A 16,451-nucleotide genomic window follows, 5' to 3' on the forward strand; every position below is an offset into this window, starting at 1 on the left:
GCCGCTTCGGCCCGCCCCCGCTCGTCGTCAGCCCACCGGTTCCGCGCGCAGCCGCGCCGAGTGCTTCACCAGCGTGATCAGCACCTCGCGGCTGGAGTCGCGCTTGCGCGCGTCGCACAGCAGGATCGGGATCGAGGGGGCGAGCTGCAGCGCCAGCCGCACCTCGTCGACCTCGTACGAGGGAGCGCCGTCGAAGCAGTTGACCGCCACCACGAACGGCGTGCCGCGCCGCTCGAAGTAGTCGACCGAGGGAAAGCAGTCGGACAGCCGCCGGGTGTCGGCCAGGATGACCGCGCCCAGCGCCCCCTCGGCCAGCTCGTCCCAGACGAACCAGAACCGCTCCTGGCCCGGCGTCCCGAACAGGTAGAGCACGTACTCGTCGTTGAGCGTGATGCGGCCGAAGTCCATCGCCACGGTCGTGGTCCGCTTGCCCTCGACGCTGGTCAGGTCGTCGATGCCGACGCTGCGGTCGGTGAGGATCTCCTCGGTGCGCAGCGGCCGGGTCTCGGAGACCGCGCCGACCATGGTGGTCTTGCCCGCCCCGAAGCCGCCGGCGATGAGGATCTTGATGGCCCGCGGCACGCGGGGCCGCTCAGAGCGATCGAAGGCCATCGAGCACCGCCCTGTACATCTTCATGTCATGCATGTCAACCTCGGGTTGCGGTTCCTGGGCCGAGACGAGTTCCCTGTCGAACAGGTCGCCGAGCAGCACGCGGATGGTCCCCGCGGGCAGGTTCAGGTGGGCGGCGATCTCCGCCACGGACTTGGGCTCACGGCAGAGCCGCAGGACCGAATGGTGCTCGGGGTCCAGCCCGGCCTCCGGCCCCGGCGGCGGGCCGATCGCCAGCGCCATCGAGATGAGATCGAACTTGCCGCTGGTGGGCGCCGTCCGCCCGCGCGTCACCACGTACGGGCGGATGATCTCCGGGTCTATCCAGTGCTCGTCGGTGGGACCGTCCGTGGCGCTCACCGCTCGGTCCCCGTCTTGATCCGCGCCCCGGAGGTCAGGTACTGGCCGACGCGGGCCACCATCATCGCCATCTCGTAGGCGACCAGCCCGATGTCGGCCCGGGGGCCGCAGAGCACGGCCAGGCAGGCGCGCTCGCCCGCCGTGGTCACGATGAGGAACTGCGATTTCCACTCCACCACGGTCTGCTTGACCGGGCCGCCGCCCACGTGGTCGGAGACCCCTCTGGCCAGGCTCTGCAACCCGGAGGCCACGGCCGACAGGTGCTCCCCGTCGGTCCGTACCAGACCGGCGGACGAGGCCATCAGCAGCCCGTCAGAGGAGAGCACGATCGCGTGCTCGACGTCGCCGATCCGTTTCACCAGGTCGTCGAGGAGCCAGTTGAGGTCGGTGCCGGCGCCGGGGGTCATGTGTCACCTCCCTGATCGTCCATCAGTTTGGCCGCCTCGGACCTGCCCAGGCGTGTCCCCGACTGCAGCGATCCCATCATCGCGCGGATCTCCTCAGGCGAACGCTCATCGTCCTCCTCGGTGTCGTCTGACGTGTTCGGCCCCTCCTCCCGCAGGGCGGGGGCCAGGTTGGCCTGCGGCACCCGCATCGGCAGGCCGCCGGGCGTGAAACCCGGCTGCTCGGGCGCGGCCTCCTCCGGCTCGGCGCTCTCCCGGGGCTCCGCGGCCGGCCGCGTGTCCTGCGGAGGCTCGCTCGGCGCGGGCCGCGGCCCGGGTACGCCGGGCGTGCGCGCGGGCTCGGCCGCGACCTTGAGCCGGCGCACGTTGTGTGCCGTGGCCGGCCGCTCCGCCACCGCGACCGTCCTGCGCGGCAGGGCCGGCGGCGGCTCCTCCTCGGACGGCGGCGGCCCGGCGTCGACCTCGACCAGGTCCTGCGGCAGCAGCACCACGACCGTCGTGCCGCCGTACGGGGAGGCCTTCAGCCTGACCTGGATGTCGTGCCGCCTGGCCAGCTGGCTCACCACGTACAGGCCCAGCCGGGCGGTGCCGGTGATGCGGAACTCCGGCGGGTCGGCGATCCGCTCGTTGGCGGCGGCCAGGTCCTCCGGCTTCATGCCCAGGCCGCGGTCCTCGATCTCGATCACGTACCCGTTGGCCACGAGCTGCCCGCTGACCTGCACCGAGGTGTACGGCGGGGAGAACGAGACCGCGTTCTCGATCAGCTCGGCCAGCAGGTGGATGACGTCGCCGACCGCGCGGCCGACCAGCACCACGTCGCCCATCGGGGCGATCGTCACCCGGGTGTAGTCCTCCACCTCGGTCAGCGCGCCGCGCACCACGTCCAGCATCGGCACCGAGCGCCGCCAGGTGCGGGCCGGGGTGGAGCCGGACAGCACGATGAGGTTCTCGGCGTTGCGGCGCATCCGGATGGCCAGGTGGTCCAGCCGGAACAGCTCCTTCAGCTCCTCCGGGTCGGTCTCGCGCCGCTCCATCACGTCCAGCACGGTGAGCTGCCGGTGCACCAGGCCCTGCGTCCGGCGGGCCAGGCTGAGCAGGATGTCGCGGATGCTCCGGCGCAGCTCGGCCTGCTCGGCGGCGACGCGGACCGCGGTGTGCTGCACGGTGTTGAACGCCTGCCCCACCTGGCCGATCTCGTCGTCGCCGAAGTCGAGGTCGGGCACCTCCTTGGAGACGTCCACCACCTCGCCGTGGCCGATCCGCTCCACCACGTCCGGCAGCCGCCGGTCCGACAGCTCGTGCGCGGCGTCGCGCAGCTTCCTGAGCTGGGCGAGCAGCTGACGGGTCGTGGTGATCGACAGCACGATCGAGGCGATGACCGCCACCAGGCCCAGGCCGCCGGCCAGGACGAGGCGGACGACCACGCCGACCGCGCCCGGGATCGACCGGTCGACCAGCCGGTCGCCGCCCGCCTCGATGATCTCCTCGAGGCCGGCCCTGGCCGACTCGGCGGCCGAGCGCCACTCGTCCGCCGAGACCGGCGGCGGCGCGGCGCTGCCGAGCTGCCCGATCAGGCGCCGCTCCAGCTCGCGCAGCTGCGTGACGGTGCGGCTCCGCTCCCAGGCGTCGTAGGCCGCCTTCTCCTCCGGGGGCAGCTGGGCGGCGGTGGTCTCCAGCGTGAAGCGCGCGACGGCGTTCTCCTGCACGAAGGCGAGGTGCTCGGCGGGCGTGAGCTCGCCCCCGGCCAGCACGCTCGCCATCAGCGCGTCCTCGCGGGCGAAGTTCTCGCTGGCCCGGCTGAGCGCCAGGAGCGTGCGGGCGTCCCTGGCGATCTCCTTGTCGTCCAGCGCGGCCACCGACTCGAACATCAGGTAGAGGGAGTCGATGGCGTCGTTGTAGGCGGCGGCCAGCCGGGTGCGGCCGAGCCGCCCGGCGTCGACCGCCTCGCGGGTCGCGGCCAGGCCCTCGGCGGCTGTCAACGCCTCGTCCAGGCGGTCCAGCAGGGCCTTGTCGGCCATGAACCGCAGCGCACCTCCCTCGGCGGCCTCCCTGGAGGCCGCCAGGGTCGCGTCGGTCCTGGCCCGCTGCTCGCGTACGGACCGCTCGGGCATTTCGGCCCCGGAGCCGAGCGCGGCCATGGTGAGCCGGCGCTCGCGCTGCAGGTCGGCCAGGAGCCGCTCGCTCGGCTCCACCGCTCCGCTGTCGACCGTGGTGGTGCCGAGCAGGTTCACACCTTCGCGCAGCGTGACCCACGCGGCGAAAGCCCAGAGCGCGACCAGGGACACCAGCAGGGCTGTCACCTTCGTCCGCACGCGCGAGTTGCGCACACGCATATATGCCGTCCAGTTGAGGGGATTGTGTCAAGCTCGATGTCAGAATTGATGCCGAAGATCCATTTCGAGCCCGCAACAGGCTAGCAACGCTGGAAGCCCTGCTCAAGGAAGAAAAACACCGATTGGTGCGCTATGTCCGGCTTTGTCCTATCTTCATTCGCGACTGTGCAAGATGGAGGGCGGCCAGAATTGCGGCGCGCACCACTGCTATGGGAGCGTAAAGGTCCTTGTCATGCCACAGGGCCGGGTAGTCATACATATCAGCGACTTGTCGCAGAAATGCGTACCCTTGCCTGACGGCTTCCATGTCCCCGCCACCGTCAAGATCCACCGGCAGGAGCAGCGTCTGCAGGGCGTAGGCCGTCTCCTCCGCGGTGCCCGCCCAGCGGCCCCACGAGCCGTCGGGACGCTGCGTGGACAGCACCCACTCGCGCGCCCGCCGGACCGGCTCGGTGTGGCCGGGCCCGCCGAACTCGCCCAGGGCCAGCGCGCAGCTCAGCGTCGCGTAGTACGGGGAGGCGTGCCAGCGGTCGTCCCAGCACCCGTCCGGACGCTGGCGCTCGGCCAGCAGCGCCGCCTGCCGCGCCACGAGCGGCGCGTACGCCTCGGCCCGGTCGGGCCGCGCGGCCGCGTACGCGCCGAGGGCGTCCAGCGCGTGCGCGTTCACGCTGACGGAGAAGCCGTCCTCCCCCTGCCAGGTGCAGAAGTGCGTGCCCGTGTCGAACGCCAGCAGGCTGTCCGGCTCGCACGGCAGGCCGAGCAGCGCCAGCGCGTACAGGGCCACCGACGTGGTGTCCGCGTCGGCGGGCAGCCCGGACCCCGCGGGCGTCCCGGCGGGACCGATGGCGGCCCGCAGATCGGCGGTCATCTCCGGCGGCACCTGCGCCGGCACCCCGGCCCGCGCCAGCCAGCTCAGCACCCAGCCGCGCTCGAACACGGTGATCGGCAACCCCACCGGCACGGGCCCGCCGTACCGCGCCACCACGGCCTCCAGATGACCCCGCGCCAGTTCCGCCTCCGCGACCCGCACGGCACCGGAAGGGCCGCCATCCCGGGCGCTGCCGGGAGAGCCGTCGTCCCGGGCGCCGCCGGAAGGGCCGCCATCCCGGGCGCCGCCGGGAGAGCCGCCATTCCCAGCGCTGCCGGGAGAGCCGCCGTCCCAAGCGCCGACGGGCGGGACGGCGGTCGTCTGCGCGGTGGTCATCCAGGCGGCGGTGGCGGCGGGGGAGGCGCCGACGGTGCCGATGGGGGTCGGCCGCACCGTGCCGATTACGGTCGCCCCGGCCACTTCCAGGGCGTGCAGGAGCTTCTGGGGCAGGGGCGCGCCCGACGCGACCACCTGTCTGACCCGGCCGAGGCGGCCCGCGTCCATCCCGGCGGGCAGCGGCAGCGGATCGGCGGCGCCGTGCGCGTTCACCCGCTCGATGAGGGCGGGCACGATCAGGTCGGCCGCGGGCATGTCGGGCAGCGTGACCGGGCGCGAAAGGAGCGTGCGCAGCGCGGCCAGCCCCGCGCGCGCCGCCGCGGCCACGCCGCGCGGCCCGTCCGCCGGGTCCAGGCCGAGCAGGGCGTCGGTGGCGCTCAGCGTGGGCACCAGACCGTAACCGTCGGGCGCGCCCCAGGAGCCGTCGGGCCGCTGGTGGGCCAGCAGGTAGGCGACACGCTCGCGATGACCGGTGAGCCGCGGGGCCAGCGCGACCAGGCGCCCGGTCTCGTAGATCGAGACGGTGACTTGGCCCCACGGCTGCGCCATCAGGCCGGTCAGCAGGTCGGAGGCTTGGCCGGTGACGTTCACAACGCTCCCCAGTAGTCGGACAGGCCGTAGAAGCCGGTGTTGAAGGTGAGTTGCCGTTCGAGGTAGAGGGCGGTGCGCGGGCTGCCCGCGCGGAGTGGTTCGATGAGCCGCACGGCCGCGTCCGAGAGTTCGCCCAGCCGGGCGGTGACCTCGTCGCGGCCGGCGCCGAGGGAGAGCGCGTTCACGTCGCCGTGGCCGCGTTCCCGTCCGGCGGTGGCCAGGTCGTTCAGCAGCCGCAGATATCGCTGCGCCGCCTGGCTCGCCGCCCGTACCAGGTCCAGGTGGTCCAGCGTCCAGGCGTCGCCGGTGGCCAGCCAGTGGGACACGTTGACGAAGGACGAGCCGGTGCTGTCGGCGTTGTCCAGGTATCCGTCCAGCGAGGGCCGCTCGCCGGAGCGCCAGTCCCACTCGCGGATCATGGCCGTCAGCATGCGCCCGAGCTGGTCCCGCCAGGCGTCCACCGAGGTCCCGGCGGCCACCTCGTCGCGCAGTTCGGCGAGGAACCGGGTGACGGGCTCCCGGGGCGTGGCCCCGTCCGCCACGGCGAGGCAGTCGGCGGCCAGCGCGGCGGCCTCGGCGCGGGAGGAGGCCACGTGGTCGATCAGCCGGTCCACCGCGAACACCCAGAGCGACGCCCGGCCGGTCACGCGCAGCTCCGCCGCCGTGGCCCACGGCGACCCGAACGCGCCGACCAGCCCCAGCGCCAGGAAGAAGCCCTGGTCGAACGTCCGGCCGGGGAACAGCTCCTCGTACCGCCGGGCGTGCCCGATCAGGTCGCGTGCGCAGGCCACGGCCAGGGCGCTGCACCTGCCCAGCTCCAAGCCGTCCTGGGAGGCGTACGGGGGAGCCGGGGGAAACGGATGAGACGTCACGCGCGGCCCACCGGCACGAGGGTCATGGACAGGCCCGCCGGCGGGCGCAGCGTCGAGGTCAGCCGCGGGGTGATCGGCCGTGGGGCGTGCAGCACGGGCCGGTAGCGGCTGAGGATTCCCGCGATCACCAGCTGCGCCTCCATCATGAACAGGTGCGGTCCCACGCACGCGTGCGGTCCGGCGGCGAACGGGAAGTAGGCGTAGCGCGGGCGCTCGGCGGCGGCCTGCGGCGCGAAGCGCTCCGGGTCGAACTCGCCCGGCCGCTCCCACACCTGGGGGAGCCGGTGGGTGAGGTACGGGCTGAGCACCACCGTCGCGCCCGCCTCGATCTCGACGCCGCCGATGACGTCGGCGGCGAGCGTCTTGCGCGGCAGGATCCAGCCCGGCGGGTAGAGCCTGAGTAATTCGTCCAGGAACATCCGCAGGTACGTGAGGTCCGGCAGGTGGCCGACCGTGACCGGCCCGCGCCCGACGACCCGCTCGACCTCCTCGAACACCTTGGCGGCGATCGCCGGATGCGCGTCCAGCACCGGCCACACCCAGGTGAGGGCGGTGGCCGAGGTCTCGGTCGCGGCTCCGTGCACGGCCACCATGTCGTCGCGGACCCGCCGGTCGCCCGGGTCGGTGTACGGGGCGCGGCACAGCTGCGACACCAGGTCGCCGTCCTCGTGCGCGTGGGCCCTGGCGTGCCGGATGCGCGGGTACACCACGTCGTCGATCGTCTTGATCGCCCGGTTGAAGGCCCGGTCGCCGGGGAGCGGGCACCGCTCGGGCACGAACGGCAGCGCGAGCCTGATCGCCCGTGCCGTGACCCCCGTGTCGTAGGCGGGGGCGAGCCGGTCGATGTCCGCCTCGGAGATCGACGAGCCGAGGAACAGCCGCACGGTCGCCGGGTGGACGATGGCGGTGACCGCCTCGGCCACGTCGAACGGCCGGCCCGGCACCAGGGTCTCGTCGATCAGCTCGTCCACGATCACCGACAGCCGGCCGGCCAGCGTGTTCAGGTGCCGGGCGGTGAACAGCGGCTGGATGATCCGGCGGCTCTCCGCCCAGTCGGGGCCGTCCGACAGGATGCCCTCGCCGATGAGCGGGACCAAGGGATCCCAGAACATTCCCTCGCGTACGTAGTTGGGCTGGTTCGTCCTGAGGACGTGCCGTACGTGGTCGGGGTGGGTCGCCAGGTAGGGTCGAAATGGTCCCATACCCAGCCGGACCAGCGCGCCGCCGGCCTGTCTGCCCACCTCTTCCAGGGCGTGCACGGGGTTCTTCCGGTGCCGGGCGAGTCGGGTGAGGAAGGGGACTGTCCTGATCACGGTGGCGTCGTTCGCCACTGCCGTGCCTCCAACCTCACAGTCCCCTCTGGTACCTGGTGGGACATATACCGACAAAAGCCGAATCTAGTATGGAGTATCACATGATCTTGGAGGTGGATTCAAGATCGTAGGAGAAGGAGCACCTGTGGAACTCGGACAACAGGCCGCACCGGCCAGCGATGAGGTGATCGGCCGCTGCCGGCGGCTGTTCGAGCCAGCCCTGCGTGCGGCGGTGTCGCGGCTGCATCCGTGGAGCGCCAGGATGGCCGCCTTCTCCCTCGGCTGGTCGGACGTCGACGGCAGGCCGTACGAGGGCAACTCCGGCAAGAGCGTGCGCCCCGCCGTCGCGCTCCTCAGCGCCGAGGCCGCCGGTGGCACCGCCGAATCCGCGATCCCCGCAGCCGTCGCGGTCGAGCTGGTGCACGCCTTCTCACTCGTCCACGACGACATCATCGACCACGACGAGCGGCGCAGGCACCGCCCCGCCCTCTGGAAGGCTTACGGCATGGGGCCGGCCCTGCTGGCCGGGGACGCCCTGCTCGCGCTCGGCGTCGCCCAGCTCGCCGGCGACGGCGAGGCCATGCGCTACCTGTCGGACGCCCTCGTCGAGCTGGTCCAGGGCCAGACCGCCGACATGGCCTTCGAGGACCGCCCGTGGCACGGGACCGGCGCGGTGACCACCGCCGAGTACACCGAGATGGCCGCCGGCAAGACCGGCGCCCTGCTCGGCGCCGCCGCGGCCACGGGCGTCGTCCTCGGCGGCGCGCCCGAGCTGGCCCCGCGCCTGTGGGAGATGGGCCGCGAGCTGGGCGTCGCCTTCCAGCTCGCGGACGACGTCCTCGGCATCTGGGGCGACCCCCGCGTCACCGGCAAGCCCGCCGACAGCGACCTGCGGCGCGGCAAGAAGACCTACCCCGTGCTCGCCGCCCTCGCCGCCGGCGGCGCCCCCGCCCGCGAACTGGCCGCCCTCCTCGACGACGCCCCCGGAGACGAGGAGGCCGTCCGGCGCGCGGCCCGCCTCGTCGAGGAGGCCGGCGGCCGCGACGCCGCCGAAACCCTGGCCGGTCGCCACCTGTCCGCCGCCCTGGCCACCATGGACGCCTGCCTCCCGGACACCGCCGCCCTGCGCGCGGTCTGCGACTCCCTGATCGGCCGCATCCGCTGACCCCTCCCGCCGTTCCCCGCGGCTGTCACCGCCGGTCGCGTCGCCCCCTGCGGCTGTTGTCGCGGGTCGCGCCGTCCCCTGTGGCTGTCACCGCCGGTCGCGCCGTCCTACGGCTGGTCCTCCGGGGTGGGGCGCGACGCGTGGTCCAGCAGCCGCAGCTCCTCCGGCGTCAGCGTCAGGGTCGCGGCGGCCAGCAGGGGCCGCAGCTGCTCGACGCTGCGCGCGCTGGTGATGGGCGCCGCGACCGTGGGCTGGGCGATCAGCCACGCCAGGGCGACCGTGGCAGGCGCGGCCCGCCGCCCGGCCGCCACCTCGTCCAGCGCCTCCAGGGTCCGTCGCCCGTGCGATGTGTGCAGGTAGCGGGCCGCCGTCGCCGCCCGCGGGCTGTCGACCTCCGCCCCGTCCCGGTACTTGCCGGTCAGGAACCCGCGGGCCAGCCCGTAGTAGGGCGTGCTGGACAGCCCCTCCCGGGCGACCACGTCCCGCAGCTCTCCCTCGTACGTCCGCTCGACCAGGTTGTACGGCTGCTGCAGCGCCACGTACCGGGGCAGCCCGCACGAGTCGGCCACCCGCAGCGCCTCGGCCAGCCGCTCGGGACCGTAGTTGGACGCCCCGACGTGCCGCACCTTGCCCTCGCGGATCAGCTCCCCGAACGTCCCCAGCGTCTCCTCCAACGGCGTGTCCCGGTCGTCGACGTGCGCCCAGTAGAGGTCGATGCGGTCGGTGCGCAACCGGCGCAGCGACGCCTCCACCGCCGTCCGGATCGTCCGCGGCGCCAGCCCCTTGAGCCCTTCCAGCATGCCGACCTTGGTGGCCAGCACGAGCCGGTCGCGGTTGCCGCGCCGCTCCATCCACTCGCCGATCAGCGCCTCGGAGGTGGACTCGCCCGTCGCCCAGTACGGGTAGCTGTCGGCGGTGTCGACGAAGTTCCCGCCGGCGCCGGTGTAGGCGTCGAGCACCGCCCAGGACGCCTCCCGGCCCGCGGTCCAGCCGAACACGTTGGTGCCCAGCGCCACGGGGTGCACCGTCAGGTCCGTGGTGCCGATCGCTCTCATAGCGGACTCCCGGGGCACGGCCTCAGGAGGACGCCTCCTCGCGGTACTCGTCCGGCCTGTCCACCAGCTCGTCCAGCGCCCGGCGCAGGTGCCCGAGCAGGCTCCACACGTCGTCCATCCGCTCGGGGCAGGCCACCACGCCGAAGTCGAGCATGCCGTCGTAGGAGAAGCAGGTGATGGTCACCCCGCCCGTCGCGTCGCTCACCACCGACATCGGGTAGTAGGACAGCACCCGGCTCCCGCACAGGTAGAGCGGGAACTGCGGCCCCGGCACGTTGCTGATGATCAGGTTGACCGGCGGGCGGGCCGCCGCGGCGAACCGGAACAGCGCCGGGGTGACCAGCCCGGTGACCGGGGCGGGCAGCAGCGCGCACAGCTCGCCCACCCAGCTCGCCGGGGCGACGGCGAAGCGGCGCTTGGCCGCGCTCATCGTCGCGCCGACCGTCCGCAGCCGCTCCTTCGGGTCGGGCAGGTTCGTCGGCAGCGGGGCGATCATGGCCGAGATGTGGTTGCCGATGCGCTGCCGGTCGCGCGTACGCATCGCCACGGGGACGGCGGCGACCAGCGGCTCGTCCGGCAGCGCAGCCCGCTCCTCCAGCCAGGACCGCAGCGCCGTCGCGCAGATCGCCATGACCACGTCGTTGCCGCTCATGCCGTTGGCCCGGGCGACGAGCTTGACGTCCTTCCAGGACACCGAGCCGAACGCCAGGTGACGCCGCCCGCTGACCGGCCCGTTGAACGGGGTCTTCGGCGCGGCCAGGCTGGGCAGCGGCGGCCGTTCGCGCGGCTCGCGCGTCACCAGGCGGGCCGCTTTGGCGATCAGCCCGGCCCCGGGCAGGTTCGCGGCCAGCGGGATGGCGTCCAGGTCGCCGGCCGCCCGCACGGCCGACCGCAGCGCCCGGACCGGCTGGGTCACCCCGTGCACGGCGGCCCCGGCCAGCATCTCCAGCAGCCCCGGCGTCTCGTCCGCGCCCGCGATCTTGACGGGCAGCTCGCACACCACCCCCTCGCCCCGGGAGGGGGCGCGGGGCGCGTCGGGGGAGAGGTCGAGGAGGGCGGCGAGCGTCTCCGCGCCCGACACCCCGTCGATCGCCGCGTGGTGGACCTTCGTGTAGAGGCCGGCCTTCCCGCCCGCCAGCCCGTTGATCAGATGCATCTCCCAGAGCGGGCGGGTCCGGTCCAGCCGCCGGGCGTGGATCTCCGCCACCGCCTCCGCGAGCTGCCGCTCGTCCCCCGGCGCGGGGAGCGTCAGCTCGAACAGGTGGTTGCCGATGTCGAACTCCGGGTCCTCGGCCCAGTAGGGCAGGTCCAGGCCGAGCGGCACCTCGACCAGCCGGAGGCGGAGCGCGGGCGCCAGGTGCAGGCGCTCCAGCAGGAGCTCGGCGAGCGCGCTGCGGTTCAGGCGGCCGTCGGCGGCGTCCAGGATCGCCAGGCCGGCCACGTGCGCGGCGGTCGTCGCGGACTCGACGGCGAGGAACTGCGCGTCGAGCGCGGTCAGCTGGCGCATCTGCTCTCCCCTTTTCCTAGATTGTGGTCAGCGTCACATACGGGTATTTCCATGGTGTTTCTGCGCGAGTCTTTCAGATGAATTGCCGGGGGTCGCCCGCGCGGTGACCGAATACCCAGCTCAGCCGAGATGCGTGACATTTTCCTAACCCAGCACCACCTGAACGGGGTGTTGCACCACGGCGTCGAAGTGATAACCGGCCGGATGCCAGGGGGTGACGAGCGGCTGCGTGACGCCCGAGGAGTCGGTGGCCCTGGCCATGAGCACGTGCCGCCCCGGATGCTCGGGCACCCACGTCACATGCCACGGCAGCCAGGCCGCGACCAGGTGTTCGCCCCGGTGATCGGCGTCACGCCAGCTCCAGCCGCCGTCGAAGCTGACCTCGGCCCGGACGATCCGCCCCCGTCCGGACCATGATCGGCCGCGCAGCACCAGGTGCTCGCCGAGCGGCAGCCGCGCGTCCCAGGCGAGCTCGAAAGCGCTCTTCACCGGCTGCCGGGCGATGCCCCGGTAAAAGACCGTGTTCCACGCCGTGAAAACCGCGTTAGTGGATACTTCAATTTCTCCGAGCCATTTGATCGACGCGATTCCGGCCCATCCAGGAACGACCAGCCGGGCCGGAAATCCATGATCCGGCGGCAGCGGCTCGCCATTCATTTCATAGGCCACCAGCACATCGTCCATCGCTTTCCAGACGGGCAGCGGCCGGCGTACCCGCCCGTACCTCTCGAACGGCGGGTCGAGCCCGGCCGGCACCACGTCGACCGCCTCCTCGCGCACCCCCGCCTCGCGCAGCAGCTCCCGCAGCGGCACGCCGCGCCACCGGGCCACCCCGATCGCGCCGAGCCCCCACTGCGCGCCCGGCGCCCGCAGGCCCTGCTGGGTGCCGTAGAAGCGCCTGCCGTTGCCCGCGCACTCGACGGCCGCGTCCATCGTGCGGGCGGGCATGCTCAGCAGCTCGTCGTAGCCGAACGCGACCGGCCGCCGCACCCCGTCGCCGTGAACGCGCAGCCGCCACTCGGCAGCGTCGATCCGGGGGGTGAGGGTGTGGTGGCGCACGAAGAACCGGTCGGTGGGCGTGTGGTAGCCCTGCCCGGCCATGCTCTCCCAGCGCATCTCGGCGTTCCCGCTCCGGTGCGCCAGGGTGTCGTCATACGCGTTGTCGGCCTGCCCGCTGTCGGCGTCGGCGGGGCGCCGGATGAACAGCTCGGCCGGCAGCGGTTTGACGATCGCGCTCAGCGTCCCCCTCAACGCCTTCACCTCCCCCTGAGTCACCGCGGGCGTCCGGACATGGGGGAGCCGGCGAAGTGGACCGCTTCAGCCGGAGTACGGAGGGGGACATACCCGAATCAGCGGTCGCCGAACGGCCGAGGCCGGACATCCCCGGGACCGGGCCGGATCAGCGCTCCAGGAACCGCGTCAGCCGGTCCAGCGGCCAGGTGTTGATCACGTCGTCGGCCGTCAGCCACGCCCGCTGCGCGATGCCGATGCCGAACCGCTGGTGGGCCAGGTGCGGCACCGCGTGCGCGTCGCTGTCGATCGAGAACTTCACCCCGTGGTGCCGGGCCCGCCGCACCAGCTCGGCCGGCAGGTCGGACCGGTCGGGGTAGGAGTCGATCTCCATCGCGGTGCCGGTGCGGGCGGCGGCGCGGAAGACGGCGTCCCAGTCGGCGTCGATCATGCCGCGCCTGCCGATCTTGCGGGTGGTCGGGTGGCCGATGATGTCGACGTACGGGTTCTCGCAGGCGGCGATGAGGCGCCGGGTCATCTCGTCGCGGCCCATCGTGAAGTGGGAGTGGATCGAGGCCACCCGCACGTCGAAGCCGCGCAGGACCTCGCCGGGCCAGTCGACCGAGCCGTCGGGCGCGATGTTGAGCTCGGTGCCGTGCAGCAGCCGCATCCCCGGATGGCGGTCCTGCAGCTTGGCCAGCCGCTCGCGCTGCTCCAGCGCCTTGTCGAGGGTCATCCGCTGCATCGTCAGGTCGGGCGCGTGGTCGGTGACGGCGAAGTAGGAGTAGCCCCGGGCCTGGGCGGCCGCCACCATCTCCTCCAGCGAGGCGACGCCGTCGGTCAGGTCGGTGTGGGTGTGCAGGTCGCCGCGCAGGTCGGCGAGCTCCACCAGGTCGGGCAGCTCGCCGGCCAGCGCCGCCCGCACCTCGCCGCCGTCCTCGCGCAGCGGCGGCGGCACGTACTGCATGCCGAGCGCCGCGTAGATGTCCTCCTCCGTCTCGGCGGCGATCACCCGGTCGCCCTCGAACAGCCCGTACTCCGAGAGCTTCCAGCCCTTCTTGACCGCCAGCTCCCGGACGGCGACGTTGTGCTCCATGGAGCCGGTGAAGTACTGCAGCGCCGCGCCCCACGACTCGGCGGGCACCACCCGCAGGTCGACCTGGACGCCGGAGGTGGTGCGGACGGACGTCTTCTTCTCACCCGCCGCGATCACCTCGGCGACGTACGGCTGGGCGCGGAACTCCGCCATGATCGACGGCGGCGCGACGGCGAGGATGTCGATGTCGCCGATCGTGTCGCGCATCCGGCGCAGCGACCCGGCGCAGGCGACGCGCTCGGCCCGCAGCGAGGCCATCACCTGCTCGGCCAGGGCCGTCGCGACGCCGATGTGGACCCGCAGCCCCGACCGCTCCAGCTCCTCGACGCCCTTGAGCAGGTTGGCCAGCGTCTTCGGGCCGAACCCCTTGACCCCCTTGAGCCGGCCGGCCTCGATCGCCTCGCGGAGCGCGGCCGGCGAGTCGACGCCGAACTCCTCGTACAGCAGGATCGCCGTCTTCGGCCCGAGCGTGGGCACCCGCGTCAGCCGCCTGACCCCCTCGGGCACCCGGCCGCGCAGGTCGTCGAGCTGGCGGAAGCTCCCGCGCTCCAGGAACTCCGCCACCTTCTTCGCGATCGCCTGGCCCACCCCGGGCACGCTGCGCACGTCGGCCGTCGCGATGTCGTCGGGGAAGCCGGCGATGGCCTTGGCGGCCTTCTGGTAGCTGCGCACCCGGAAGGCGTCGCCGCCGGTCAGCGCGAACAGCTCCGCGTACTCCTGGAGGGCGGCGGCCGCCTCCTCGTTTGCCCGTGCCATGCGCCTCAGCTTAGGCAACGCCTCAGACAAATCGGCGCGACAAATCAGCGGCCGTTGCGGCGCAGCACGTCCATCGCCCACACGGTGATCGCGCCCCGCCATTCCAGCGCCCCGGCGGGCGAGATGCGCGCGTAGTCGACCGTCCACCCGCCGTCCTCGCGCTGCTCGGCCGCCAGCCGGTCCAGGTCCGCCTCGATCACGCCGGGCGCGAACAGCTCGCGCGCCGGCCGGTCCGGGTACGGGGCGAAGTCGAGCGGGCGCAGCGCCTCGTCCGCGGTGCCGCCCTCCACCGGGACCCTTCCGTCGGCGGGCACCAGCTCTCCCAGCCGCGCCAGCAGCTCCGCCGCCTCGGGGTACGACTCGTACACGGCGTCCAGGAAACGCACCGCGAACGCCAGCACGTACGCCCCCGGCGGCTCCCGCAGCGCGCCGATCGCCTCCAGGCAGTAGGCGGTGGCCCGGCGCGGCCACGGGTGGGCGGCCACGGCGGGGTCGTGCGCGGCCACCCGGTGCGCCGCGGCCGCCGACACGCTGGTGATCTGGAGCGACGAGACGGACGGGTCGGCGCCCGCCCACCAGGGCGCGGTCGCGGCGGGCAGGCCGAGCGGCAGCGCGAACGGCAGCCCGCCGTCGTCGCACGTCACCGACTCCAGCCAGGCGCAGAGCGCCGCCGCCCGCGGCGTCGTCGCGGGCGCGATCTCCGCCATCACCTCGAAGGCGTGCAGCGCCGCGCCCGGCTGGCTCTCCGGCGAGCGCAGGTCGGGCTCCAGCCCCCACCCGTAGCCGCCGTCGGGGTTGCGGTACGCGTCGAGCGCGGACAGCACGCCGGCCACGTCGCCGCCGCCCTCCAGCAGCTCGAACCGGCGCCGGTCCAGAATCCGGGCATGGCCCGCCATGAAGGAGGCGGCCGCGGAACGGTCGTGACTCATACCGCCATGCTCCGGTAGCCGCCCCCCGCGCGTCTTGTACCGATCGGACGTGTCAGAAACGGACCTCGCGCGGCCGGTACGGCTCGGCCAGGTAGGCCAGTTCCTTCTCCGACAGCGACACCGCCACGGCCGCCACCGCGTCGTCCACGTGGCGGTCCTTGGTCGCGCCCACGATCGGCGCGGTGACCGCCGGCTGGTGCAGCAGCCAGGCCAGCGCGATCTGCGCGGCGGGCAGGCCGCGCTCGCGCGAAAGCTCCGCCACCCGGTCCAGCACCTGCCGGTCGGCGTCCGGCTCGTACAGGGCGTCGATGCGCGCGTCGGAGCCCGTCCGGGTGGTGTCGGCGGGGGCGCCCGCCCGGGCCAGCACGCCGCGGGCCAGCGGGCTCCACGGGATCACGCCCACGCCCTGGTCGAGGCAGAGCGGCAGCATCTCCCGCTCCTCCTCGCGGTAGAGCAGGTTGTAGTGGTTCTGCATCGACACGAACCGCGTCCAGCCGTTCACCTCGGCGACGTGCTGCGCCTTGGCGAACTGCCACGCCCACATGCTGGACGCGCCGATGTAGCGGGCCTTGCCCGCCTTCACCACGTCGTGCAGCGCCTCCATCGTCTCCTCGATGGGCGTGTCGGGGTCCCACCGGTGGATCTGGTAGAGGTCCACGTGGTCGGTGCCGAGCCGCCGCAGGGAGGCGTCGATCGCGGCGTGAATGTGCTTGCGCGACAGGCCCCGGTCGTTGACGCCGCGGCCGGTCGGGAAGAACACCTTGGTCGCCAGCACGTAGTCGTCGCGGCTGCGGAAGATCTTGCGCAGCAGGCTGCCGGTGACGACCTCGCTGGCGCCGGCGGAGTAGACGTCGGCGGTGTCGAAGAACGTCACGCCCGCGTCGGCCGCCCGGCGGACGATCGGCTCGGCCGCGTCCTGGGTGAGCGCCCATTCCTGTTTCGCCGGGTCGCCGTAGCTCATCATGCCGAGGCAGACGCGCGAAACCTGCAGACCGGTCCTACCAAGCCGGATGTATTCCATGGGCA

At 73.2% G+C, this 16,451-nt stretch carries 14 protein-coding genes; 1 reads left to right on the plus strand and 13 read right to left on the minus strand.

All coding sequences use genetic code 11. The features are described 5' to 3' along the window. Positions 1–27: 27 nt before the first annotated feature. The 7 genes from AB0J42_RS06970 to AB0J42_RS07000 all read right to left on the minus strand — a co-directional run bounded on the left by AB0J42_RS06970 (position 28) and on the right by AB0J42_RS07000 (position 7,705). The gene (locus AB0J42_RS06970; RefSeq protein ID WP_364289766.1) at positions 28–612 is read right to left on the minus strand and encodes an ATP/GTP-binding protein; all 585 of its coding nucleotides are present in this window, start codon (positions 610–612) and stop codon (positions 28–30) included. Next, positions 593–970 (minus strand): DUF742 domain-containing protein, encoded by a 378-nt coding sequence (locus AB0J42_RS06975; RefSeq protein ID WP_364289768.1) that lies wholly within the window; start codon positions 968–970, stop codon positions 593–595. The genes AB0J42_RS06970 and AB0J42_RS06975 overlap by 20 nt, the downstream gene beginning before the upstream one ends. Further along, positions 967–1,377, minus strand: coding sequence for a roadblock/LC7 domain-containing protein (locus AB0J42_RS06980; protein WP_364289770.1), 411 nt, complete (start codon positions 1,375–1,377; stop codon positions 967–969). Before AB0J42_RS06980 ends, AB0J42_RS06975 begins: the two co-directional genes overlap by 4 nt. Continuing rightward, positions 1,374–3,707, minus strand: coding sequence for a nitrate- and nitrite sensing domain-containing protein (locus tag AB0J42_RS06985; RefSeq protein WP_364289772.1), 2,334 nt, complete (start codon positions 3,705–3,707; stop codon positions 1,374–1,376). Before AB0J42_RS06985 ends, AB0J42_RS06980 begins: the two co-directional genes overlap by 4 nt. Positions 3,708–3,837: 130 nt before the next feature. Further along, positions 3,838–5,502 (minus strand): prenyltransferase/squalene oxidase repeat-containing protein, encoded by a 1,665-nt coding sequence (locus AB0J42_RS06990; protein WP_364289774.1) that lies wholly within the window; start codon positions 5,500–5,502, stop codon positions 3,838–3,840. Next, positions 5,499–6,374, minus strand: coding sequence for a terpene synthase family protein (locus AB0J42_RS06995; RefSeq protein WP_364289776.1), 876 nt, complete (start codon positions 6,372–6,374; stop codon positions 5,499–5,501). The genes AB0J42_RS06990 and AB0J42_RS06995 overlap by 4 nt, the downstream gene beginning before the upstream one ends. Continuing rightward, positions 6,371–7,705 (minus strand): cytochrome P450, encoded by a 1,335-nt coding sequence (locus tag AB0J42_RS07000; RefSeq protein WP_364289778.1) that lies wholly within the window; start codon positions 7,703–7,705, stop codon positions 6,371–6,373. The genes AB0J42_RS06995 and AB0J42_RS07000 overlap by 4 nt, the downstream gene beginning before the upstream one ends. A gap of 127 nt (positions 7,706–7,832) precedes the next feature. Between AB0J42_RS07000 and AB0J42_RS07005 the strand changes: the two genes are divergently transcribed. Next, the gene (locus AB0J42_RS07005) at positions 7,833–8,852 is read left to right on the plus strand and encodes a polyprenyl synthetase family protein (protein ID WP_364289780.1); all 1,020 of its coding nucleotides are present in this window, start codon (positions 7,833–7,835) and stop codon (positions 8,850–8,852) included. Between the two features lie 107 nt (positions 8,853–8,959). Here the strand turns inward: AB0J42_RS07005 and AB0J42_RS07010 are convergent, their stop codons facing one another. The 6 genes from AB0J42_RS07010 to AB0J42_RS07035 form a co-directional block, all read right to left on the minus strand. Then, the gene (locus AB0J42_RS07010) at positions 8,960–9,907 is read right to left on the minus strand and encodes an aldo/keto reductase (protein ID WP_364289782.1); all 948 of its coding nucleotides are present in this window, start codon (positions 9,905–9,907) and stop codon (positions 8,960–8,962) included. Between the two features lie 22 nt (positions 9,908–9,929). After that, complete coding sequence (locus AB0J42_RS07015) at positions 9,930–11,414, minus strand: wax ester/triacylglycerol synthase family O-acyltransferase (protein ID WP_364289784.1); 1,485 nt, start codon at positions 11,412–11,414, stop codon at positions 9,930–9,932. Between the two features lie 144 nt (positions 11,415–11,558). Beyond that, positions 11,559–12,665, minus strand: a complete 1,107-nt coding sequence (locus AB0J42_RS07020; protein WP_364289786.1) for a sulfite oxidase — start codon at positions 12,663–12,665, stop codon at positions 11,559–11,561. 148 nt (positions 12,666–12,813) lie between these two features. Then, positions 12,814–14,496: a DNA polymerase/3'-5' exonuclease PolX gene (polX, locus tag AB0J42_RS07025; RefSeq protein ID WP_364289788.1), complete on the minus strand. Its 1,683-nt coding sequence runs from the start codon at positions 14,494–14,496 to the stop codon at positions 12,814–12,816. A 44-nt stretch (positions 14,497–14,540) separates the two neighbouring features. After that, positions 14,541–15,425 carry a hypothetical protein gene (locus AB0J42_RS07030; protein ID WP_364289790.1) on the minus strand — a complete coding sequence of 295 codons (885 nt, stop codon included), beginning with the start codon at positions 15,423–15,425 and terminating at the stop codon, positions 14,541–14,543. Between the two features lie 52 nt (positions 15,426–15,477). Next, entirely contained in the window at positions 15,478–16,446 is a 969-nt protein-coding gene (locus AB0J42_RS07035; protein WP_364289792.1) for an aldo/keto reductase, read from the minus strand. Positions 16,447–16,451: the final 5 nt, after the last annotated feature.

Origin of the sequence: Nonomuraea sp. NPDC049649, from assembly GCF_040675175.1 — a bacterium.
GTDB lineage: Bacteria > Actinomycetota > Actinomycetes > Streptosporangiales > Streptosporangiaceae > Nonomuraea.

Bases quoted from the DNA above. Each gene is read 5' to 3' on its own strand.
- AB0J42_RS06980 (WP_364289770.1), bottom strand. From the start codon at position 1,377: ATGACCCCCGGCGCCGGCACCGACCTCAACTGGCTCCTCGACGACCTG.
- AB0J42_RS06970 (WP_364289766.1), bottom strand. From the start codon at position 612: ATGGCCTTCGATCGCTCTGAGCGGCCCCGCGTGCCGCGGGCCATCAAG.
- AB0J42_RS07035 (WP_364289792.1), bottom strand. From the start codon at position 16,446: ATGGAATACATCCGGCTTGGTAGGACCGGTCTGCAGGTTTCGCGCGTC.
- polX (WP_364289788.1), bottom strand. From the start codon at position 14,496: ATGGCACGGGCAAACGAGGAGGCGGCCGCCGCCCTCCAGGAGTACGCG.
- AB0J42_RS07010 (WP_364289782.1), bottom strand. From the start codon at position 9,907: ATGAGAGCGATCGGCACCACGGACCTGACGGTGCACCCCGTGGCGCTG.
- AB0J42_RS06985 (WP_364289772.1), bottom strand. From the start codon at position 3,707: ATGCGTGTGCGCAACTCGCGCGTGCGGACGAAGGTGACAGCCCTGCTG.
- AB0J42_RS07030 (WP_364289790.1), bottom strand. From the start codon at position 15,425: ATGAGTCACGACCGTTCCGCGGCCGCCTCCTTCATGGCGGGCCATGCC.
- AB0J42_RS07015 (WP_364289784.1), bottom strand. From the start codon at position 11,414: ATGCGCCAGCTGACCGCGCTCGACGCGCAGTTCCTCGCCGTCGAGTCC.